15 protein-coding genes, 1 tRNA gene and 2 pseudogenes are annotated in these 21,329 nt (G+C 67.7%); 5 read left to right on the top strand and 13 right to left on the bottom strand.

The window, feature by feature from the left end; all coding sequences use genetic code 11:
* Positions 1-237: 237 nt before the first annotated feature.
* The 3 genes and pseudogenes from NI18_RS02870 (at position 238) to galA (ending at position 3,917) form a co-directional block, all read left to right on the top strand.
* Positions 238-974, top strand: a pseudogene (locus NI18_RS02870) (GntR family transcriptional regulator).
* 22 nt (positions 975-996) lie between these two features.
* Positions 997-1,263: a hypothetical protein gene (locus NI18_RS27770; RefSeq protein WP_347574792.1), complete on the top strand. Its 267-nt coding sequence runs from the start codon at positions 997-999 to the stop codon at positions 1,261-1,263.
* Positions 1,264-1,265: 2 nt separating this feature from the next.
* A complete protein-coding gene (gene galA, locus NI18_RS02865) occupies positions 1,266-3,917 on the top strand; it encodes a beta-galactosidase GalA (RefSeq protein WP_347574791.1) in 2,652 nt (883 codons plus the stop codon).
* Positions 3,918-3,980: 63 nt separating this feature from the next.
* On the opposite strand, the gene nagE is transcribed toward galA, so the two are convergent.
* From nagE to NI18_RS02835, 7 genes and pseudogenes are all read right to left on the bottom strand, one after another.
* Positions 3,981-5,714: an N-acetylglucosamine-specific PTS transporter subunit IIBC gene (nagE, locus tag NI18_RS02860; RefSeq protein ID WP_037527956.1), complete on the bottom strand. Its 1,734-nt coding sequence runs from the start codon at positions 5,712-5,714 to the stop codon at positions 3,981-3,983.
* On the bottom strand, positions 5,711-7,453 hold the full coding sequence (gene ptsP, locus NI18_RS02855) for a phosphoenolpyruvate--protein phosphotransferase (RefSeq protein WP_347574793.1): 1,743 nt from the start codon (positions 7,451-7,453) through the stop codon (positions 5,711-5,713). Before ptsP ends, nagE begins: the two co-directional genes overlap by 4 nt.
* A gap of 112 nt (positions 7,454-7,565) precedes the next feature.
* Positions 7,566-8,182 (bottom strand): annotated as a pseudogene (locus NI18_RS27765) (glucose PTS transporter subunit IIA); the annotation flags it as partial.
* A gap of 70 nt (positions 8,183-8,252) precedes the next feature.
* Positions 8,253-9,395, bottom strand: a complete 1,143-nt coding sequence (nagA, locus tag NI18_RS02850; protein WP_031439249.1) for an N-acetylglucosamine-6-phosphate deacetylase — start codon at positions 9,393-9,395, stop codon at positions 8,253-8,255.
* Positions 9,392-10,408 carry an SIS domain-containing protein gene (locus NI18_RS02845; RefSeq protein WP_052148951.1) on the bottom strand — a complete coding sequence of 339 codons (1,017 nt, stop codon included), beginning with the start codon at positions 10,406-10,408 and terminating at the stop codon, positions 9,392-9,394. Before NI18_RS02845 ends, nagA begins: the two co-directional genes overlap by 4 nt.
* 140 nt (positions 10,409-10,548) lie before the next feature.
* Positions 10,549-11,283: a copper homeostasis protein CutC gene (locus tag NI18_RS02840; RefSeq protein ID WP_306286206.1), complete on the bottom strand. Its 735-nt coding sequence runs from the start codon at positions 11,281-11,283 to the stop codon at positions 10,549-10,551.
* 35 nt (positions 11,284-11,318) lie between these two features.
* Positions 11,319-12,332 (bottom strand): N(4)-(beta-N-acetylglucosaminyl)-L-asparaginase, encoded by a 1,014-nt coding sequence (locus NI18_RS02835; RefSeq protein ID WP_031439246.1) that lies wholly within the window; start codon positions 12,330-12,332, stop codon positions 11,319-11,321.
* Between the two features lie 203 nt (positions 12,333-12,535).
* Between NI18_RS02835 and NI18_RS02830 the strand changes: the two genes are divergently transcribed.
* Together NI18_RS02830 and NI18_RS02825 are read left to right on the top strand one after the other, a co-directional pair.
* Positions 12,536-15,604 carry a TonB-dependent receptor gene (locus tag NI18_RS02830; protein ID WP_031439245.1) on the top strand — a complete coding sequence of 1,023 codons (3,069 nt, stop codon included), beginning with the start codon at positions 12,536-12,538 and terminating at the stop codon, positions 15,602-15,604.
* Positions 15,605-15,767: 163 nt separating this feature from the next.
* Positions 15,768-15,852, top strand: a tRNA-Leu gene (locus NI18_RS02825).
* Positions 15,853-15,905: 53 nt separating this feature from the next.
* On the opposite strand, the gene NI18_RS02820 is transcribed toward NI18_RS02825, so the two are convergent.
* The 6 genes from NI18_RS02820 to NI18_RS02795 form a co-directional block, all read right to left on the bottom strand.
* Positions 15,906-16,937, bottom strand: a complete 1,032-nt coding sequence (locus tag NI18_RS02820) for a sulfate/molybdate ABC transporter ATP-binding protein (protein ID WP_031439244.1) — start codon at positions 16,935-16,937, stop codon at positions 15,906-15,908.
* Entirely contained in the window at positions 16,934-17,773 is an 840-nt protein-coding gene (cysW, locus tag NI18_RS02815) for a sulfate ABC transporter permease subunit CysW (protein ID WP_031395573.1), read from the bottom strand. Before cysW ends, NI18_RS02820 begins: the two co-directional genes overlap by 4 nt.
* The gene (cysT, locus tag NI18_RS02810) at positions 17,770-18,636 is read right to left on the bottom strand and encodes a sulfate ABC transporter permease subunit CysT (RefSeq protein ID WP_037527960.1); all 867 of its coding nucleotides are present in this window, start codon (positions 18,634-18,636) and stop codon (positions 17,770-17,772) included. The genes cysW and cysT overlap by 4 nt, the downstream gene beginning before the upstream one ends.
* A 30-nt stretch (positions 18,637-18,666) precedes the next feature.
* The gene (locus NI18_RS02805) at positions 18,667-19,692 is read right to left on the bottom strand and encodes a sulfate ABC transporter substrate-binding protein (RefSeq protein ID WP_031439241.1); all 1,026 of its coding nucleotides are present in this window, start codon (positions 19,690-19,692) and stop codon (positions 18,667-18,669) included.
* A gap of 96 nt (positions 19,693-19,788) precedes the next feature.
* Positions 19,789-20,850 (bottom strand): carotenoid 1,2-hydratase, encoded by a 1,062-nt coding sequence (locus tag NI18_RS02800; RefSeq protein WP_037527959.1) that lies wholly within the window; start codon positions 20,848-20,850, stop codon positions 19,789-19,791.
* Positions 20,850-21,329, bottom strand: a 480-nt coding sequence (locus NI18_RS02795) for an ABC transporter permease (RefSeq protein ID WP_037527948.1), incomplete at its 5' end; no start/stop codon positions are given. The genes NI18_RS02795 and NI18_RS02800, both read right to left, overlap by 1 nt.

The raw sequence follows: 21,329 nt of genomic DNA, 5'->3' as shown, positions 1-21,329 counted from the left end.
GTAACCAATATAGGTCCAGACACAAGCCGTTGATTGGCCGGCGTCCTGAAAGCAGGCCCCGAGCCTCCGCAAAGTTTGCCAGGGTTTCAGCCGATCTGACAGCATCGACCCGTTTTGGACGGAAATACCAATATAATCCTTGGCGTCGGTCTGGTTGCCGCGCGGCTGTGCTTTGGCTATCCTCCCGCGCCAGGACAGGGTGTGGCGCGCTTCGGGCTGCCAGTCAAAGGGGGGTACATGGCGTTTTCCGATGATATCGGACGCTTTCGCAAGGGCAATCCGTCGCCGCTCTATCTTCAGTTGCAGGATCTGATCCGCAACGCGATCGGCGAGAAGCTGCTCGTCCAGGGCAATGCGATCCCCGCCGAACGCGATCTGGCGATCGAATATGACGTCTCGCGCATCACCGTGCGCAAGGCGATCGGCGGGCTCGTCGAGGAAGGGCTGCTGACGCGGCGCCGGGGTGCGGGCACGTTCGTCGCCGGTCGCGTCGAAAAGAGCTTCTCGAAACTGTCGTCGTTCAGCGAGGACATGGCGGCACGCGGCCGGACATCGAGCAGCACCTGGATCTCGCGATCGGCGGGCCAGGTGAACCCCGAAGAGGCGATGGCGCTCGGCCTGTCGCCGGGCGCGCCGGTGTTCCGCTTCAACCGCATCCGCTATGCCGACGAGGAGCGATGGCGCTCGAATTCTCGACCATCGCGGGCTATTGCCTGACCTCGGTCGATGGCGTGACGGACTCGCTCTATGCCGCCCTCGAAGCGGCGGGGAGCCGACCGGTGCGCGCGCTGCAGCGGCTGCGGGCGGTGCCGTTCGGCGGCGAGCATGCGCGGATGCTGGGGGTCGATGCCGGTCATGCCGGGCTGCTGATCGAACGCCGCGGCTTCCTGCGCGACGGACGCGCGGCTGAATTCACGCGCTCCTATTACCGCGGCGACGCCTATGACTTCGTCGCCGAACTGGCCGACATCTGATCCGTTACACCGAAAGACTGCCATGAACCGACGCCAGCTCCTCATCGGCACGGCGGGCGCCGGTGTCGGCTTCGTCGTCCGCCCGACCGACGCCTTTGCCGCTGCCGGGGCGGGCCCAGGTCGGCAGGCAGGCGAGGCCGGCGCGTTGCCGATGCCCGCGCCGTCGCGGATACTGCCGCCCGCGATGCATGTTCAGGATCCGTCCTGCACCCGGATCGAACGCGGCTGGGTGTTTCATGAAGGCGATGTCGCGACGCCCGCGCCGAGGGGCATAATGCGACCTATCTGAGCGTGAAGGCGGGCAATGCGCTTGGCGCCGCGGCGATGGCGTTCGACGATTCGGACTGGACGCCGGTCCGGTTGCCGCACGACTGGGCGTCCGCGCAGCCGTTCGAGCGCGATGCGAATATCTCGCAGGGCTATCGCCGGCGCGGGATCGGCTGGTACCGGCGAACGCTGCGGCTGGAGGCGGACGATCGCGGCAAGACGATCGCGCTGCGGTTCGACGGGATCGCGAGCAACGCGACGATCTGGGTCAATGGCAGCGTCGTCGCGCACAACTGGTCCGCCTATAACAGCGTCGAGATCGACTTGACCCCGTTTGCGCGGTTCGGCGACGACCTGAACATGATCGTCGTGCGCGTCGACGCGACCGCGATGGAAGGCTGGTGGTACGAAGGCGCTGGCCTGTACCGGCATGTCTGGCTGATCCGGCGCGGGCCGGTCGCGATCGTCACCGACGGCGTGCACTGCGATCCGCGACGCGACCCGGCGGGGGGCTGGCACGTGCCGGTCGCGGTGACGATCGGCAGCATCGCGCGGGCTGCGGTCGGCGTGACGATCGAGACGATCTTGCTCGACCCGGACGGCAAGCCGGTTGCGACGGCACGCGCGGCGGCGACCGTCGCGCCGCTCGATCCGGTGGTGACGACGCTGACGATGCCGGTGACGGCGCCCCGCTTGTGGTCGATCGAGACCCCGACGCTTTACACTGTCCTCACGCGCGTGATGCGAGACGGCAGCGTCATTGACGAGCGGCGGACACGCGTGGGGTTCCGGACGATCCGCTTCGATGCGGACAGGGGCTTCTTCCTGAACGCTCAGCCGGTGAAGCTGAAGGGCGTGTGCCTGCATCAGGATCACGCGGGCGTCGGCACCGCTATTCCCGACGGGCTGGTCCGCTGGCGGCTCGAACGGCTCAAGGCGATGGGCTGCAACGCGATCCGCTGTTCGCACAATGCCCCGGCGGCCGAACTGCTCGACCTCTGCGACGAGATGGGGTTCGTCGTGATGGACGAGAACCGCCAGTTCAATCCCGCGCCCGACTATATGGCGCAACTCGAATGGATGGTGCGGCGCGATCGCAACCATCCGAGCGTGATCCTGTGGTCGGTGTTCAACGAGGAGCCGATGCAGGGGACGGAGGCCGGCGTCGAGATGCTCCGGCGGATGGTCCATGCGACGCACGCGCTCGACGACAGCCGGCCGGTGACCGCTGCGATGAACGGCGCCTTTTTCGATCCCGTCAACGTCTCGAGCGAAATCGATGTGACGGGGTTCAATTACTATCAGGGCGATTATGATCGCTTCCACCAGCTCAACCCGACCAAGCCGATCACGAGCTCGGAGGATACGAGCGCCTATGAGACGCGTGGGGCCTTTGCCAGCGATCCGGCGCGGCATGTCCAGTCGTCCTATGACGTCGAGGCGGCAAGCTGGGGGGATACGCATCGCGGTACCTGGAAGAAGATCGCCGAGCGGCCGTTCGTCGCGGGCGGCTTCGTGTGGACGGGGTTCGATTATCACGGCGAGCCGACCCCGCATGAATGGCCGACGATCTCGAGCTTCTTCGGCATCCTCGACCTGTGCGGTTTTCCCAAGACCGCGTTCGACATCCACCGCGCGCACTGGGTCGATACCGCGCCGGTGGTGAGCATCACCCCGCACTGGACCTGGCCGGGGCGGGAAGGCCAGCCGGTCACGCTGCTGGTGATGAGCAACGCCGAGCGCGTCGAGGTCCGGCTGAACGGCCGGGTGGTCGGGGAGGCGGCGGTCGACCGGATCATGGGGAATGAATTCGTCGTGCCCTATGCGCCCGGGCGGATCGAGGTGATCGCGCGGCGCGGCGGTTCGCAGGTAGCGCGCGCGGCGCATGAGACCGCCGGGCCGCCGGTCGCGTTGCGGCTGACCCCGGCGCGGACCGTGATGGCAGGCGATGGCGAGGACGCGCAGCCGGTGACGATCGATGCGGTCGATGCGGCAGGACGCCATGTGCCGACCGCCAACCTGCCGACGCGGTTCGCGGTCGAGGGGGCGGCGATCATCGGGATCGGCAATGGCGATCCGAACAGCCATGAGAGCGAGAAGGGCAATGCCCGATCACTGTTCAACGGCCTCGCGCAGGTCATCGTCCAGGCGGGCGAGGGGCGAGGGCGGATCGTGATGACCGCGACCGCGCCGGGCCTGAAGCCGGCGCGGCTGACGATCGACCGCGCGGGTCTCGCACCGCCTGCGCAGGTTGCCGTGACGCTAGCTGCGATGGCGATCCGCGAGTGGCGGCGTTCGCCGGCGATGACGGCGCGGCCCGATCCGGCGCTGGCACCGGTCGATGGCGATAATAACAGCTGGGCGTTCGTACGCAGCGGGACGCGAGTCGACCCGGATCGTGCGGGCCGCTGGCGCATCTATCGCACGACGGTCACGCCGTGGCGGCGGGTTGCGCAGGAGGGGGGCGTGATCCGCTTTGCAGCGATCGCCGGGCGTGCGGAGCTATGGGTCGACGGCACGCGGCTTGCGGTAAAGGACGCCGCATCGGTCGGACCGTTGGAGGCGGCGGTGCCGCCGGGCGGCGGCGTGCGGACGATCGCGGTGCTGGTCGAGGCGGCGCCGGGCGTCGTGTCCGGGCTCGTCGGCGGCGTGACGCTGGAGCCGCGCGCACGATAACGAGGGCGGTGCCGTGCCGCCCGTCCCCCCGGCCGATGCCGCAGGGGACAGGCGGAATGGGCGTCAGGCGGCTGTGTGGATCAGCGTCGCGAGCGTCGCGTCGGTCCCGAGCAGGTGCAACTGACCGGCAGCGGGGCGTGCGGTGGCGCGGAGCCCGAGCCGTGCAAGCCGCGGTTCGTCGATCGCCGCAGCGTCGGCCACTTCGATCCGCACCCGACCGGGGTGGCGGCTCGCGGTGACGACATTGCCCTCGCCCCCGAGTGCGGCAAAGGCCGCTTCCGACAGCCGCACCGCGGTGGTGTCTGGCACGGGTGCGGCAGTCGCAGCGGGCGCAGCGCTGGCGATAACCGCCGGACCGCCCAAGGCCAGCGCATCGCGGATCTCGACCGCGACCACATCCGCGATCGGGCCGAGCACGACCTGCAGCGCGGCGTTCGATGGGCGCAGGATACCGCGCGCGCCGAGCGCCTTGAGAGCCGCGTCGTCGACCGCGGACTGATCGACGACGATCAGACGCAGTCGCGTCGTGCAGGCGCTGACGGTGGTCAGGTTCCCACCGCCGCCAAGCGCCTGTGCGAATGCCGCGCCACGACCGCCTGCTACCGGTGCGGCAGCTGCAACGCTGGCCTCTGCTTCCCGGCCCGGGGTGGCGAGGTCGAACTTGCGGATGAAGAAACGGAACAGCCCGTAATACAGCGCGAAATAGACCGCACCGACGGGGAGCAGCAGCAACGGCCGCGTCGCCTTGCCATAGTTGAGGACATAATCGAGCAGTCCCGCCGAGAAGCCGAAGCCGAGCTTCACGCCCAGCGCGTTCATCAACGCCATCGACAGCCCGGTCAGCACCGCATGGACCGCATAGAGAAGCGGTGCGAGGAACATGAAGCTGAACTCGATCGGCTCGGTCACGCCGGTCAGCGCGGAGGTCAGCGCGAGGCTGAACAACATGCCGCCGACGGCCTTGCGCCGTTCGGGAAGCGCGGCGTGGTACATGGCGAGACACGCGGCGGGCAGGCCGAACATCATGACCGGGAAGAACCCGGCCATGAACGCGCCGGCATCGGGATCGCCTGCGAAGAAGCGCCGCAGATCGCCGGTCGTGCCTTGATAATCTCCGGCGACGAACCAGACGATGTTGTTGACCAGATGATGCAGGCCGGTGACGAGCAGCAGCCGGTTGAACAGGCCGAAGAGGAACAAGCCGATCGCACCGCTGCCGCTGACCGCCAGGCTAAGCTGCTCGACGCCCGCGTTCAGGATGCCGAAGCCCATCCCGAAGATGACCGCGAAAACCAGCCCGGCAACGCCGCTGACGATCGGAACGAACCGACGTCCGCCGAAAAAGGCGAGATATTCCGGCAGTTTGATCGCCGAGAATCGATTGTAGAGCAGCCCGCCAGCGAGCCCGGACAGGATCCCGATCGGCACGTCGAGCCGCGCGATCGCCTTGGCCTTCCAGGCTGCGGCGACAATCTCGAGCGTCGGGGTCGCTATCCCCGCGACGACGTCGGCGGGGACGGATAGGAACACCTTGCCCGCTTCGGTCGCGACGAGGAAGCACACGACACCCGCCAGACAGGCCGCCCCGTTGCCGTCACGTGCGAAGCCGGTCGCGACACCGATCGCGAACAACAGCCCGAGATGCGAGAAGATCGCGTCCCCGGCTGCGCTCAGGAACGCGATGTCGAGCAGATCGGGCTGGCCGAGACGCAGCAACAGGCCGGCGATCGGCAACACCGCGATCGGCAGCATGAGCGCACGGCCGAGCGGCTGCAGGGCTTCGAGTATCGACTTCATGCGGCAAACTCCCGGGCGAGCGTTCGGACTTGGGCGGCGGAGGTGCAGGCGAGGCACGCGGTCGCGTGCGCGCGGCAGGCATCCATGCCGAGCGTGGCGACCAGCGCCTTGATCTCCGGAATGATCGCCGGTGCGCAGGAGAGTTCGGTGACGCCGAGGCCGATCAGGATCGGTACGGCAAGCGGTTCGGAGGCCAACCCCCCGCAGACGCCGGTCCAGCGTCCATGGACCGCGCCACCCTTGCAGGTCTGCGCGATGAGGCGGAGGACGGCGGGATGGAGCCCGTCGATACCCGACGCGACCGCCGGATTTCCGCGATCCATCGCCAGCGTATATTGGGTGAGATCATTGGTGCCGACCGACAGGAACTCCGCCTCGCTGGCGATCAGATCCGCGGTCACCGCCGCGGCGGGAGTCTCGATCATGACGCCAACCGGGACGCGATCGGGCAGATCGAGCTCGGCGGCGATCCGGTCGACCGCGGCGCGGACTGCGCGCAGCTCGTCGAGGCTGGCGATCATCGGCACCATGATCCGGCACTGACCCGTGGGGCGTACCGAAAGAATCGCGCGAACCTGATCCTCGAGCATCTGCGGATAGGCGAGCCCGACGCGGATGCCGCGCAGGCCCAGCGCTGGGTTTTCCTCGGCATCCATCGGCAGATAGGGCGCGGGCTTGTCGCCGCCGATATCGAGCAGCCGGACGATCAGCGGGCGACCGTCGAGCGCGTCGGCGATCGCCTGATAGTCGGCGGTCTGTTCGGCAACGCTCGGCGCGGACTCGCGTTCGAGGAACAGGAATTCGGTGCGGAGAAGGCCGGAGCCCTCCGCCCCGTTGTCGCGCGCGAGACGGGCATCGCCGATCGATCCGAGATTGGCGAACGCCTCGATCCGCGTCCCGTCGGCCATGCGGCAGAGTTCGCCGGCGCGCGCGAGCATGTCGGCGCGGCGCATCTCGGCCTGCGCAAGCCGGACCTGTGCGGCGACAAGCGTGTCCGCGTCGGGATCGACGCGCATGAGCCCTTCGCTCGCCTCGAGGATGACGGGCGTGCCGTCCGCCAGCGGGGCAAGCGCGGGGCCGACCGCGACCAGAGCGGGCAGGCCGATCGTCGCGGCGAGGATGGCGACATGCGACGTCGGCCCACCGCGCGCGACGCACAGGCCGATGACCGTCGCGCGGTCGAGCGCGAGAATGTCGGATGGCAGCAGGTCGTCGGCGAGCAGGATCGTCTCAGGCGGAAAGACCGGGACGGTCGTCTCGACGCCTTCGAGGACCGCCAGCAGCTGGCGTTCGAGGTCGAGCATGTCGTCCGCGCGCTCGGCAAGCCGTGCATCGGTGCCGGCACGCAACGCGTCGGCAAGCGGCCGGATCGTGGCGCGCCAGGCGTGGCCCGCGCTCTTGCCCGCGGCGATCTGCGACTGCGTCCCGTCGCGGAGCGCGGGATCGTCGAGCATCGCCGCATGCGCCTCGACGATCGCCTTCTGCGCGCCCGCGCTATGGCGGGTCTGCTCGGCAAGCCGCGCGGCGAGCGTCGTGATCGCGCTCGCGAACCGCTCATTCTCGACGGCGATGCCCTGGCCCTGTTCGGAAACCACGATCTCGGCATGGCGGAACCAGCGCGCCTTGCCGACCGCGAGGCCCGGTGCAGCGGTCACGCCGAGCAGTGCGCCGTCGATCGCCGCACGCACCGGGCTGGCTGCTGCCGGGGCCGGGGCGGGTGCGGGAGTGGTCTCGTCCATGCCGCTGAGGATCAGCGCCGCGATCGCGTCGAGCGCGTCGGCGGCGTCGGGCCCGCGCACCGAGCGTGATCGGGTCGTTGTACCGCACCCCGAGCGCGAGCAGCCCGATCGGGCTGAGAATGCTGGACGTGTTCGCATCGCGCGTGACCGTGACGTCCGCGGTATAGCGTTTCGCGAGCGCCCCGAGCCGCGCGGCGGGGCGCGCGTGAATCCCGTGCGCAAGCGGCACGGTGATCGTCCGCGTCAGGATTTCGCCCGAGGCCGCGCCACCTGCGACTGCGTCGGGCCGGATGTCGGCTACCGGTTCGATCGTCATCAGCGGGTCGCCGAGCGCGACCTCCCGGTCGGTCGTGCACTGCGTGATGGCGAACCGGTCGGGGTTTACGACGATAATCGGCGTGACGACGGCGCGTGCCTCGCGGACGAGCAGGTCGAGATCGAAGCGGATCAGCGGCGCGCCCGTAACGACCCTGTCGCCGACCGCGACGCAGGGCGAGAAGCCCCGACCACCGAGCGCGACGGTATCGAGCCCGATATGGATCAGGATCTCCGCGCCTTCCGCAGTGCGCAGCGTGATCGCATGGCCGCTGTCGAGCAGCGTCAGCACGGTCGCGTCACAGGCGCGTAGAGCCCGTCGCCGGTCGGATCGATCGCGACGCCGTCCCCCAGCATGCGGTCGGCGAAGACCGCGTCGGGGACCTGATCGATGGGCAGCGCCCAACCCTGCATCGGCGCGCTCAGGAGGATGGGAGCCATGGGGTCGTCCTTGGTGCCGTAAGGGGGGTAAAGCGGGGCGCGGTCAGGCGGACGGAACGCCGCCGAACCAGGTGCCCAGGGGGTGGAGATCGTGCGTCAGCCGCACCCAGTCGGCACGCTGCCCGGGCGCAAGCGCCCCGCGCGTGTCCGACAGGCCGAGAAACGCAGCCGGATAGGTCGACGCCATCGCGGCGGCGACTTCGGGCGCAAGGTCGAGCCGCGCGACCGCATTGCGAACAGCACCGGTCATGTCGAGATCCGATCCCGCCAGCGTGCCGTCCGCGCCGACGCAGCGGCCATCCTCGACATGGATCGGCCGCCCCTGGATCGTGAAGGACTTATCCGCCGCGCCGACACAGGGCATCGCGTCGGAGACGAGCATGAACCGGTCATGCGGGCGGCTGCGCAATGCGATCCGCAACGCGGCGTCATCGACGTGAAAGCCGTCGACGATGATCCCGCAATAGACCGACTGGTCGTCGAGCGCTGCGCCGACCACGCCGGGCGCGCGGTGGATCAGCGGCGACATCGCGTTGAACAGATGCGTGACGCCGGTGATGCCCGCAGCGATGCCCGCGGCGGCGGTTGCGTAGCTCGCGTCGCTGTGACCGATGCTGACCAGCACTCCGGCGGCGGTGAGCGCGGCGACCTGATCGGCGGTGACGCGTTCGGGCGCGAGTGTCAGCATGACGCGGCCGCGGCGGGGACGCGTCATCAGTTCCATCAGATCGTCGTCGAGATCCTGGAAGCGCGACGCATCATGGATGCCCTTGCGGGCCGCACTGATGACCGGACCCTCGACATGAATGCCGACCACGCCCGGCACGCCGGCATCGATCGCGGCGTCAACCGCATCGAGCGCACGCGCGATCACGTCGGGCGTGTCGCTGATCAGCGTCACCATGAACGCGGTCGTGCCGTAACGGGCATGCGCCGCACCGATGGCGGCGATCCCCTCGACCGTGGTGGCATCGTTGAACAGCACGCCGCCGCCGCCATTGACCTGCGTGTCGACGAAGCCGGGCATGATCCAGCCCCCGTCGAGGTCGATTGTCTCCACGGCCGTGCCCGTAGCGGGCGCCGCGTCGAGGCTGACGATCCGGCCGTCTTCGACGACCATCGTCGCGTCGGTGAGAACAGCGGCCGGCGTGACGATATGGCCGTTGGAAAACCGGAAAGTCGTCATAGCGTGCGCGTGACCTTGGCAAGATGCGAGGGCGCGTCGGGATCGAACCCGCGCGCCACGGAAAGGGCGTTGACGAGCTTGTAGAAGCTCTGGATCATCAGGACCGGCTCGATTGCCGGATGCGCGGTGAGCGCGGGCAGCGTCGCGTCGCCAGCCTGCGCGTCGCGTGCGGCATCGGCCAGCAGAACGCAGGCGCCGCGCCCCGCAAACTCTGCCGCGGCGTCGCGCACGCCGTCGCCGGCCGCGTCGGAGGTCGCCAGCGCGAGTAAGGGGAAACCATCCTCGACGAGCTGCATCGGGCCGTGGCGCACCTCGGCCGAGCTGAAGCTCTCGGCGTGAAGCGCGCAGGTTTCCTTCATCTTCAGCGCCGCCTCGTTGGCGATGCCGAAGCCCGTTCCGCGCGCGATGACGAAGAGGTTGGTGGCGGTACGCAACGGTGCGATCGCGCTTGACCAGTCGAGCGCCCATGCGCGCTCCAGGTCAGCGGGGAGTGCCGCCACCGCGTCGCGCAACGCATCGTCGTCGGCCCATTCCGCGGTGAGTGCCGCCAGCGCCGCCAGCGCGCAGATATAGGATTTGGTCGCAGCGACCGAGCGCTCGGGACCGGCCTTGAGCGCGATCAGCGTGTCGGCGGCGGCGGCGAGCGGCGACGTCTCGTCATTGACCAGCGCGACGACATGCGCGCCGCCTGCCTTCATCGAGGCGACCGTCGCGAGCAGATCGGGGCTGCGGCCGCTTTGCGAGATGGCGATGCAAAGCGTCGTCTGCGCGGAAAGCTCTGCGTCATACAGCGACACGACCGAGGGGGCGGCGGCCGCGACCGGGATGCCGGTCTTCGTCCAGATCAGGTATTTGCCGTAAACCGCGGCGTGATCGGACGATCCGCGGGCGCAGGTAACGACCACCGCGGGCGGTGCGGCCCGCAGCTTTGCGCCGAGTGTCGTGAAGGCGTCGGCATTGGCCGCGAGCAGCCGGGCAACCGCGGCACCCGATTCCGCCGCTTCGCTGAACATCAGCGTGGCTTCCGGGTCGCGTGCCGCCAAGGGGGCGGGGGGGGGCGTTGGTCATGACAGCTCGCTCTCAGGATCTTGCACGGTGACCGTATGGCGGCCTTCGTCGTTGGATTATGCCAAGCGTAAGTTATAGATTGGTCTTATTCAAGCGTGTGTTTCTGCGTAAGCATATGTGACAGCTGGCGGATGCGGTCCGTACTGGTCGCGGTGCGGTTCGGCGCGGCGAAACCGAATCGCACGTCCACCGGATCGGCACCGCCGGCGATCGGCTGACGGCACGAGGCGTGGACTTCGGTGATGCCGGTGCGCAGCAGTGCAGGCAGTGATTGCGGGGAAACGCCGCTGCCCGCGAGGATGATGATGCGTCCGGCGGCTTGGCGATGCAGGTCAGCCACTGCCTCGACCCCGTCGATCGCCTTGGGCGTCCCACCCGAGGTGAGAACCCGGTCGAAGCCGAGTTCGATCGCGGTGTCGAGCGCGGCGCCAAGATCGGAGCACACATCGAAGGCGCGGTGCAGCGTCAGCGACAGCGGTCTGCCGCGCTCGCTGCCGAGCATCCGTGCGTGCGCGATCAGCTTGGCCAGAGTTGCCGCGTCGAGCCGGTAGTCGGCCAGGGTTGCGCCGATCACGATGCCCGCGAGCCCGGCGTGCGCAGCGGTGACGATATCGTCGGCGATCAGCGCGATTTCGCGCGGGGTGTAGGCGAAACCGCCCTCACGCGGGCGCACGAGCAGGTGCGCGGGGAGGGGGCCCTGCGCCGCCGCGCGGATCAGCGACGCAGGCGGCGTCAAGCCGCCGACTGCGAGCGCGGCGCACAGCTCGATCCGGTCGCGCCGCCCTCCACCGCGCATCGATGCCGTCGAGATCCTCGACACAGACTTCGAGCGTCATGGCGTCGCGCATCATGTGGTCAGCTCGCGAACAAGGCGCGCGCCTTCAGCACCGTGGTGCTGCCGCGCGCGTCGGTGACGGCGTAGGTAAAGCCCGGCAACAGGCAGAAGGCCCCGACCGCGCCCTTTGTATCGAGCGCGAGGAAGCCGACCTGCACGCCGCGTATCGCGTCGCCGCGCAGCCGCGCGATGTGGCGGACCACCTCTTCGCAGGCCTGTTGCGGTGACGCGCCCGCGCGCATCGATGCGACGACGCGCGCCGACCCTGCGACACGCGTGACCTCCTCGCCCAGCCCGGTCGAGGTCGCGCCGCCGACGCCGGCCTCTACATAGAGTCCCGATCCGACCTGTGGCGAATCACCGACCCGGCCGCGCATCTTGAACGCCATGCCCGATGTGGTGCAGGCGCCGGCCATCCGCCCCGTCGGATCGCGCATCAGCAGGCCGATCGTGTCATGGTCGAGCGCGCCACCGGGCGTCCGCGTGATGCGGTTCTCGCTATTGGCCTCGGGGCGATAATCCGCGGTCTTCAGCCAGTCGCGCCACGCCTTTTCCGCCTCGGGCGTCAGCAGCGACTCTTGCTTAAAGCCCTGGTCACGCGCGAACCGCGTCGCGCCTTCGCCGACGAGCATGGTATGCGGTGTCCGCTCCATCACCCGCCGCGCGACGGAGATCGCGTGCATCGTGTTCTCGAGCGCTGCGACTGCGCCGACGCCGCCCGCATCATCCATGATGACCGCATCGAGCGTGACATGGCCGTCGCGGTCGGGATAGCCCGAATAGCCGACGCTGTGATTGTCCGGATCGGCTTCGGGGACCATCGCGCCGGCCTCGACCGAGTCGATCAGCGATCCGCCGGCGCGTCTGCGGGCAAAAGCGGCGGCGTTGGCTGCAGCACCGAAATCCCAGGTCGACACGATCAGCGCAGGCGCAGGGCCGCCGGTTGCGGCGCGCGCGCGGGCGATCGGCGCAACAAAGGGCAGGGCCGCTCCAATACCACCAAACGCGGTCAGCAACGATCGTCTCGTCTTCATCAGCAGCCCCCTGTTGTCACCCTGGCGCCCAGTCGTATCGCAAGTCACGGCAGTCGACCAGTCGTATGGCCATTATACAACATCCGGTCCGAAACGTTACACAGTGGTCTTACTAAGGTATTGACTGAGACCCGATTATGACCAAAACCTTACGAAGGAGACGGGGGCAGGCGACAACGCTGGCCCAAACAAGGGTTTTTAGTATGAACGTGCGTAATTCGGCGTCTTATATGGCGCTTGCGGGGGCACTGATGGTGTCCGCGACCCCGGCGATTGGACAGGTCACGCCGGCACAGGCCGAGGCTACCACGCCCGCGGAGGCCAAGGTCGAGGCGGATGCGGCGACCGCGACCAGCGCCGTCGACGCGCCGCCTGCCGAAGACCGCGCTGGCGGGGGCGACATCGTCGTGACCGGATCGCGCATCCAGCGTCCGAACATGACCTCCGCCGCACCGATCACCTCGGTCACCTCGCAGGACATCCGCGCCCAGGCTGCGGTCAATGTCGAGGACGTCCTCAACCGCCTGCCGCAGGTCGCGCCCGACAGCCAGCAGACCTATAATGATTCGGACGGCCGGCAGCGGATCAAGCTGCGCAGCCTCGGGTTCGAGCGGACGCTCGTCCTCATCGACGGCAAGCGCCTCGGCACGCAGAACGGGCAGGACGTGGGCATCATCCCGCCGTCGCTGCTTGAGCGCGTCGACGTCCTGACCGGTGGTGCGTCGTCGGTCTACGGGTCCGATGCCGTCGCCGGCGTCGTCAACTTCGTCCTGAAGAAGGATTTCGAAGGCATCCAGCTCGACGGAAACTATAATTTCTACAACCACAACAACAAGGACACGGTGGTCTCGTCGCTGGCACGCGCAGCCGGCTTCAACAGCCCGCGCGGCCTGACCAACGATGGCGGCCGCGCCGACGTCACGCTGACCGCGGGCAAGAAGTTCTTCGACGGGGCGCTGCGGATAAACGGCTTCGTCAACTACAAGCATACCGACGAGGTCCTGCTGTCCGAGCGGTCTAACTCGGGCTGCTACCTTACGCAGACGAGCCTCAACGCGCCGATCTCGTGCGGCCTGACGCCGAGCAGCTCGACGAGCGGCCTGATTTCGCCGCTCGACAGCAAGGGCGTCGCGACGGGGCAGTATGTCAACAACCCCAATGGCACGCGCACCTTCGTGCCGTTCGGCACCGGCGCGGGCAATGCGTCGAACTATTTCAGCAACTATGCCTATCAGCGCCCGTCCGAGCGCGTGAATGCGGGTGGCTTCGTCAGCCTCGACGTCGCGCCGGACGCCGAAGTCTATGCATCGGGCATCTGGTTCCGCGACAAGTCGTATAACAACTACCCGGCGATCGCGGGCGGCAACGTCCAGGTGAACTGCAACAATCCGTTCCTGTCGGCTTCGCAGGCCAGCACGATCTGCGGTGCGGCAGCGGGTACCGCGGCGTTTGCGCCGATCGACATCCGCTATCGCCTTGGCGAGGGCAATGACCAGCCGGACAGCTATCTGAACACCGGTCTGCGCCTGACCGGCGGCCTGCGCGGCAAGGCTGGCGATGCATGGACCTATGACATTGGCGGCGTCTATGCGCGCAACAAGCAGGACTACACGCCGAGCTTCGTCAACGCGGCCAATCTGCGGAATTCGCTGAACGTGGGCGGGACGCTCGCGGCACCGACCTGCGCAGGGACCACGGACGCCGCCTGCGTGCCGTTCGACGCGTTCAGCGCGGGCAACACTAATCCGGCGCTGATCGACTATCTCTACGACCGCGGCACGTCGACCACGATCGGTACGCTGTATGACGTGCAGGCGAACATCACCGGCGATCTCGGCAAGTACGGTGTCACCTCGCCGTTCGCCGAGCAGGGCGTCGCAATCGCGCTCGGCACCGAATATCGCAAGGATACGCTGAAATCGACCGCCGACAGCGTCTACCGCGCCGGGCTTGGTGGCAATGACACCTATCTCAAGCAGGACGTCTGGGAGGCCAATATCGAGGTCCAGGCGCCGCTGATCGAGCACAAGCCGTTCGCGGAACTTTTGCAGGCCAATGGTGGCTATCGCGTTTCGAAGTACAGCAGCAATTCGAGCAGCTTCAACACGTGGAAGATCGAGGGCATTTACGCCCCGGTCAGCGACCTGACGTTCCGCGCCTCGTTCAACAAGGCGCAGCGCGCGCCGACCGTGACCGAGATCCGGCAGGCGACCAATGTCGATTTTGCCCGTGGCGGATCGGGCACGTTCAACGATTTCTGCGCACCGACCGTGACGACCAACGCCGCTGGCGGCGTGACCTATGGCACGCCCGTCGCCTCGCGTGAGGTCTGCCGCGCGACCGGCCTGTCCGACGCGCTGTACGGCAGCCCGACGCTGATCTGTCCGGGGGATGCATCGACGGGGGCGACCGGATGTACGGTTCGCTCGGGCGGTTTCGAAGCCGATCCCGAAACGGCTTATACCCAGACCTATGGCCTGATCGTGAAGCCGCGCTTCGTGCCCGGGCTCGTCTTCTCGGTCGATCGCTACAAGATCAAGATCGACGACTCGCTCGGCTATAACGACTTCAGCTATTACACCGATGGCTGTCAGCGTTCGAACGGCGACGCGTTCTTCTGCCAGGGCATCGTCCGCAATCCCGGCACCGGCACGCTCTACTCGAACGCGGCGAGCAACCCGACGACCGGCTTCATCCGCCAGGGCACGACCAACTTCTACAAGTCGATCGCCCGCGGCTATGACTTCCAGGCGCAGTACACGCTCGATCTCGCCAGCGTCGGCAAGATCGACTGGAACTTCAACGGCTCGCTGACGACCTTTGCAGGTGGTCAGGACTCGCCGGTCCAGCCGACCCGCAACTGCGCAGGCTATTACGGCAATGGCTGCGGTCAGCTGATCCCGAAATGGTCGCACGGCCTGCGCGCGACCTATACGACGGTCGACAAGGGGTTCAGCGCGTCGTTCAACTGGCGCTATGTCGGTTCGCTGACGAATGCGGACAATTCGGGTGATCCGGCGATCGGCGGCACGCCCGAGCGCGAGCGGACCAGCTATTTCCGCGTCTCGCCGAAGAGCTATTTCGATCTCGCGCTCAACTTTGCGATCGACAAGGCGTTCTCGCTGCGCCTGATCGCGAACAACCTGCTCGACAAGAGCGCGCCGATCGTCCCCGATTCCTACAATGTCGCGCTGGCACGGACCAACACGATCCCGCAGCGCTACGACTCGCTTGGTCGCAACCTGGCGGTTGGTGCCACCGTCCGGTTCTGATCCCGTACCCCCACCTCAAGGCCCGCCGGAAACGGCGGGCCTTTTTTTTTTTTTTTTATGCGCGCGTTCGGGGATGAAGAGGCGGGTTCGTGCTTGCGGGCGTGGATCGCATGGTCTAGCGAAACCGCCGCTGCCCGGGGCTTGAAGCCTGCAGGGCGGTCGTGCGGGTGTGGTGGAATTGGTAGACGCGCTGGACTCAAAATCCTGTTCCGAAAGGAGTGCCGGTTCGACCCCGGCCACCCGCACCACCTTTACTGTTTAAGAGCCCGGGCGACCGAGACCAGTCGGCCCGGCTCCACGGCTACGAAGCCGGAAAAATCTGAACATCGTCGAAGCGAAGCCCCGCACGAGCGCCACGCTCGGGCAAGCGACCGCTCGTGTCGATCTCGACGGCGATGTCGTCGACACGCGCCTCGACGCGCCACGTACCACCCCGCTTGTGCACGGCGCCGACGACGATCGACAGCGCACCGGGATCGTCATCCCCCAATAGCGCCTCGTGCGGGCGGAAGTGCAGTTCGGCCGGTCCGTTGGCGAGCGCCTTCGGAGAAACGTCGAGCGCCTGTCCGTGATGCAGGACGCGGCCATCGACGACCGTCACCGGGATACGGTTGGTCTCCCCGACGAATTCGGAGACGAACGGCGTGGCGGGCATGTCATAGACTTCGCGCGGGGTCCCGATCTGTTCGATGACACCGCGGTTCATGATGACGACGCGGTCGGCAAGCTCGAGCGCCTCCTCCTGGTCATGCGTGACGAACACCGAGGTCAGGCCAAGCCGGTCGTGCAGCTCGCGCAGCCAGCGGCGCAGGTCCTTGCGGACCTTGGCATCGAGCGCGCCAAAGGGTTCGTCGAGCAGCAGCAGGCGGGGCTCGACTGCGAGCGCCCGCGCCAGCGCGACACGCTGGCGCTGACCGCCCGAGAGTTGTGCTGGATAGCGATGGCCAAGATCGGGCAGCTGGATCAGGTCGAGCAGTTCGGTGACGCGCGCGCGGATGTCTGCCTTTGCCGGGCGATCGCGGCGGGCACGGACGGTCAGGCCGAACGCGATGTTGTCGGCGACGGTCATGTGACGGAACAGCGCGTAGTTCTGGAACACGAAGCCGATCTGGCGTTCGGCAGCGGGCGTCCCGGTCATGTCGGCGCCGTCGAACAGGACATGGCCGCTATCGGGGAAGTCGAGCCCCGCGATCATGCGGAGCAGCGTCGTCTTGCCCGAGCCTGACGGGCCCAGCAGCGCGAGGAACTCGCCCGGACGCGCTTCCAGGCTGACGTCGTTCAGCGCGGCGAACTGGCCGAACCGCTTAGATACGGCGTCGATGACGATACTCAATGCGCACTCCTTGCCTGATGATAGCCGAACCGCCATTCGAGCAGGCTCTTCAACACGAGCGTGACGAGCGCGAGCGACGCGAGCAGCGATGCCACCGCAAACGCGCCGACGAAGTCATATTCGTTGTACAGGATCTCGACGTGGAGCGGCATGGTGTTGGTCAGGCCGCGGATATGGCCCGACACCACCGACACCGCGCCGAATTCGCCCATCGCACGCGCGTTGCAGAGCAGCACGCCGTAGAGCAGGCCCCAGCGGATATTGGGCAGGGTGACATGCCAGAAGGTCTGCCACCCCGACGCGCCGAGCGACACCGCGGCCTCTTCGTCGTCGCGACCCTGCTCGGCCATCAGCGGGATGATCTCGCGCGCGACGAACGGAAAGGTGACGAACACGGTGGCGAGCACGATGCCCGGCACCGCGAAGATGACCTTCCAGTTGTGCGCGATCAGCCACGGCCCGAACCAGCCCTGAGCGCCGAACATCAGTACGAAGATGAGGCCGGCGACGACGGGCGACACCGAGAAGGGCAGGTCGATGAGCGAGATCAGCAGGCTTTTCCCACGGAAGTCGAACTTGGTGATCGCCCAGGACGCGACGACGCCGAACACGCAGTTGAGCGGCACCGAAATCGCCGCGACCAGCAGGGTCAGCCGGATCGCCGCACGCGCGTCGGGCTGGCCGATTGCGTCGACGAACATCGGCCAGCCCTTGGCAAAGGCCTGAACGAACACGACGACGAGCGGCAGCGCGAGGAAGAGTGCGAGGAAGAGGAGACCGACGCCGATCAGGATCCGCCGGGCGACGGGGCTTTCGCTGGACGCGGCGCGGGTCATTTCGCGCTCCGCTTCGTACGCCACGCCTGGAGCAGATTGACCAGCAGCAGCATCGAGAAGGAGGCGACCAGCATGACGCACGCGATCGCGGTCGCGCCGGGATAGTCGAACTGTTCGAGCTGGGTGACGATCAGCAACGGCGCGATCTCCGACTTGTACGGCATGTTGCCCGCGATGAAGATGACCGAGCCATATTCGCCGACGCCGCGCGCGAAGGCGAGCGCGAAGCCGGTCAGGAGCGCGGGTGCGATGGCGGGCAGGATGACCCGGCTGAACGTCTGCCACCGGGTTGCCCCGAGCGTCGCTGCGGCTTCCTCGACATCGGCGCCGAGGTCGGCGAGCACGGGCTGGACCGAGCGCACGATGAACGGCAGGCCGATGAAGATGAGCGCGACGACGACGCCGAGCGGGGTGTAGGCGACGCGGATGCCGAGCGGTGCGAGCAGCGACCCGATCCAGCCGTTTTCGGCATAGAGCGACACCAGCGCGATGCCCGCGACCGCGGTCGGCAGCGCAAAGGGCAGGTCGACCGCGGCGTCGACGAACTTCTTGCCCGGAAACTCATAGCGCGCGAGGATCCAGGCGATCAGCAGGCCGAACACCGCGTTGACCGACGCGGCCAGCAGCGCGGTACCGAAGCTGAGCTTGTAGGCGGACAGCGCGCGCGCCGAGAGCCCGACCGCGACGAACCCGTCCCAGCCAAGCCCCGCCGCGCGCAGGAAGATCGTCGACAGCGGGATGAGCACGATCAGGCATAGCCAGACGATCGTCAGCCCCATCGTCAGCCCGAACCCGGGAATGACCGACCGTCGCGCGCGGCGAGCGCGGCCGGGCCTGGCGCCGAGGCGCGCGACGTCAGCCACCGACGAGGATCCGAACGATCGCATTCCCGATCAGCGCTTCGGACCCGAATAGATCCGGTCGAACACGCCGCCGTCTGCAAAGAAGCGGGCCTGCGCAACCTTCCATCCACCGAAATCGCGAATGGTGCGCATCTCGATCTTCGGGAACAACGTCGCATAGCGCGCCAGCACCGCAGGATCGCGGGGGCGATAATAGTTCTTGGCGACGATGTCCTGGCCCTCGGGCGTGTAGAGGAACCGGAGATAGGCCTCAGCGACCTTCTCGGTACCGTGCGCCTTGGCATTGGCGTCGACGACCGCGACCGATGGCTCGGCGAGCACCGAGATCGACGGCACGACGATGTCGAACTTGCCGCTGCCGAGTTCCTTTTCGGACAGGAACGCCTCGTTCTCCCAGGCGATCAGCACGTCGCCGAGCCCGCGCTCGACGAAGGTGGTGGTGGCGCCGCGTGCGCCCGAATCGAGGACCGGGACATGGCCGTAGAGCTGCGAGACATAGGCCTGCGCGGCGGCGTCGGATCCGCCCCCGGCCTTCTTCCCATAGGCCCAGGCCGCGAGGAAGTTCCAGCGTGCACCGCCGCTGGTCTTGGGGTTGGGCGTGATCACCTGGACGCCGGGTTTGACCAGATCGCTCCAGTCGCGAATCTGCTTGGGATTGCCCTTGCGGACCAGGAACACGATCGTCGACGTATAGGGCGCGCTGTTGTCGGGCAGGCGCGTTTCCCAGTTGGCGGGCAGCAGCTTCGCACGCTCGGCAATCGCATCGACGTCATAGGCGAGCGCCAGCGTGACGACGTCGGCGCCCAGGCCGTCGATCACCGCGCGCGACTGCTTGCCCGATCCGCCATGGCTCATGTTGAACCGCACCGTCTGGCCGGTGTCCTGCTTCCACTTGGCGGCGAACGCGGTGTTCACCGCCTTGTAGAGTTCGCGGGTCGGATCGTAGCTGACGTTGAGCAACTCGACCGATCCGTCCTTGCCCGTGCTCGAGGGCGACGAGCAGCCCGCGACGATCGCAGCAAGCGCCAGGCCGATATGCGTGCGGTTCAGTCTCATCCAGTCCCTCCGGTTCGCGTAATCCCTATCGCGTCGGTAGTGGTGGGGAATAGCCGCAAAGCTTGGCCATGCCAAAGCCTGGGTATCCGGCAGGCGTCACATCTGCAGCGGATCGGCATAGCCGGTGAGCTCGAGATAGCCGCTGCCGCCCGCCGTGCGGACCGCGCCTTCCCAGTAGACGGGCATGCCGCTGCGGCGGGCATCGAGCTCCTGATCGGCGAACAGCGGATCGAGGCGGAAGCGGCGGACCCCTTCGGGGAGGCGAATGGTGAGGCGTTGCGTCACGGGGTAGAGCGCCCCGGTGCGCGGCGAGCGCCACTGGCGGAGCGGATCGAACCGGACGTCGGCGGGCGCGAACCGGACGACGCGACCATCCGCACGCCGCAGCGATCCACCCGCCCAGAGCGGCTTGCCGTCGCGGCCACGAATGCGGAACGCCATCAGCGCCCCCCCGTCATCGAGATTGAGCCCGGTCCAGTCCCAGCCTACCGCGCCGCCGCCCAGATAGTCCGACGACCATTCCCGGTCGAGCCACGCCTGTCCGGTAACGCGTTGCGGTGTGCCGTTCCGCACCAGCTGCCCCGCCACCGCGAGATGCGGGATCGAGTAATAATAGCTCGCCTGTTCGGGCCGCGGACCCTTCTGGCTGTACCCCGCGTTCCCCTGGAGCAGGGGCGGCTGGCGCGGTGTCAGCGTCAGCGTCAGCGCGAAATCGCCGGTGGTAACGGTGGTCGTGAACCGGCCGTCGGGTCGCCTGCGGATATGCCAGTCCTTGAGTGTGACGTCGGTATCGCCGATGCGTGCCTGGGCCAGGCCGAACCCCGCCCGTGCCGCCCGCTCCCCGTGCAGAAGATGGCCGAGCTTCGGGTCGGAGAGCGCTGCGTGCGCGAACAGGATCTGCTTGGGGGCAAAGCGGCTGGGGTTCGCCGCGTCGGTGCCCGGGGTGGTCCGGAAGAAGGTGATCTGGAAGCCGAGGTTGCGACCCTCCTGCGTCTTCAGCAGACCGGTGACATACCACCATTCGGTGCGGAAGGCCGGATGCGCGCCGTGTTCGCGCGGGAAGGTGAAGGAGGCGCCGGGACGGACGACGGGATAGCCGGTCGCGGCCGGCGTCGCGGCGGTCAGCGCCAGCGCTGCAAACGTAAACACGGGGCGCATCACCAGTCCTCCCTGACCATGCGGACCGCATCGGCGGCGATCGCGCGCCGGCCGGCAAGCACCGCGGTACCCGCCGCCGCAACGATCAGCGCAAGTGCTACTCCGCCGACGCTACCCCAGGGGATGCGCGTCGCCATCGTCCAGTTGAACGACTGCGGATTGATCACATGGACGAGCACCTGTGCCATCACCCCGCCGAGCGTGATCCCGGCGATGCCACCGACGAGACCGAGCAACGCCCCCTCGGTCGCCAGCATCGCGACGATCTGCCGCTTTGCGACGCCGATATGCCGGAGCATCCCGAATTCGCGCGTGCGGGCGATCGTCTGCGCGGACATGGTCGCGGCGACGCCCGCCAGCCCGACGAGGATCGCGACCCCCTCGAGCAGATAGGTGACGGCGAAACTGCGATCGAAGAGTTCGAGGGCATAGCGGCGCAGGGTGGCCGGGCGCGCGATCGAGACGAGGCCGGCGAGCGC

The organism is Sphingomonas sp. Ant20 (assembly GCF_000783375.1).
GTDB classification, from domain to species: Bacteria; Pseudomonadota; Alphaproteobacteria; order Sphingomonadales; family Sphingomonadaceae; genus Sphingomonas; species Sphingomonas aerolata.
The sequence above is the reverse complement of the archived record's forward strand: the minus strand, read 5'-3'. Positions and strand labels throughout refer to the sequence as shown.

Excerpts from the sequence above, each read along its gene's own strand:
- NI18_RS27770 (WP_347574792.1), top strand. The coding sequence starts at position 997 with ATGAACCGACGCCAGCTCCTCATCGGCACGGCGGGCGCCGGTGTCGGC.
- nagE (WP_037527956.1), bottom strand. The coding sequence starts at position 5,714 with ATGAAGTCGATACTCGAAGCCCTGCAGCCGCTCGGCCGTGCGCTCATG.
- ptsP (WP_347574793.1), bottom strand. The coding sequence starts at position 7,453 with ATGGACGAGACCACTCCCGCACCCGCCCCGGCCCCGGCAGCAGCCAGC.
- nagA (WP_031439249.1), bottom strand. The coding sequence starts at position 9,395 with ATGACGACTTTCCGGTTTTCCAACGGCCATATCGTCACGCCGGCCGCT.
- NI18_RS02845 (WP_052148951.1), bottom strand. The coding sequence starts at position 10,408 with ATGTTCAGCGAAGCGGCGGAATCGGGTGCCGCGGTTGCCCGGCTGCTC.
- NI18_RS02835 (WP_031439246.1), bottom strand. The coding sequence starts at position 12,332 with ATGAAGACGAGACGATCGTTGCTGACCGCGTTTGGTGGTATTGGAGCG.
- NI18_RS02830 (WP_031439245.1), top strand. The coding sequence starts at position 12,536 with ATGAACGTGCGTAATTCGGCGTCTTATATGGCGCTTGCGGGGGCACTG.
- cysW (WP_031395573.1), bottom strand. The coding sequence starts at position 17,773 with ATGACCCGCGCCGCGTCCAGCGAAAGCCCCGTCGCCCGGCGGATCCTG.
- NI18_RS02805 (WP_031439241.1), bottom strand. The coding sequence starts at position 19,692 with ATGAGACTGAACCGCACGCATATCGGCCTGGCGCTTGCTGCGATCGTC.
- NI18_RS02800 (WP_037527959.1), bottom strand. The coding sequence starts at position 20,850 with ATGCGCCCCGTGTTTACGTTTGCAGCGCTGGCGCTGACCGCCGCGACG.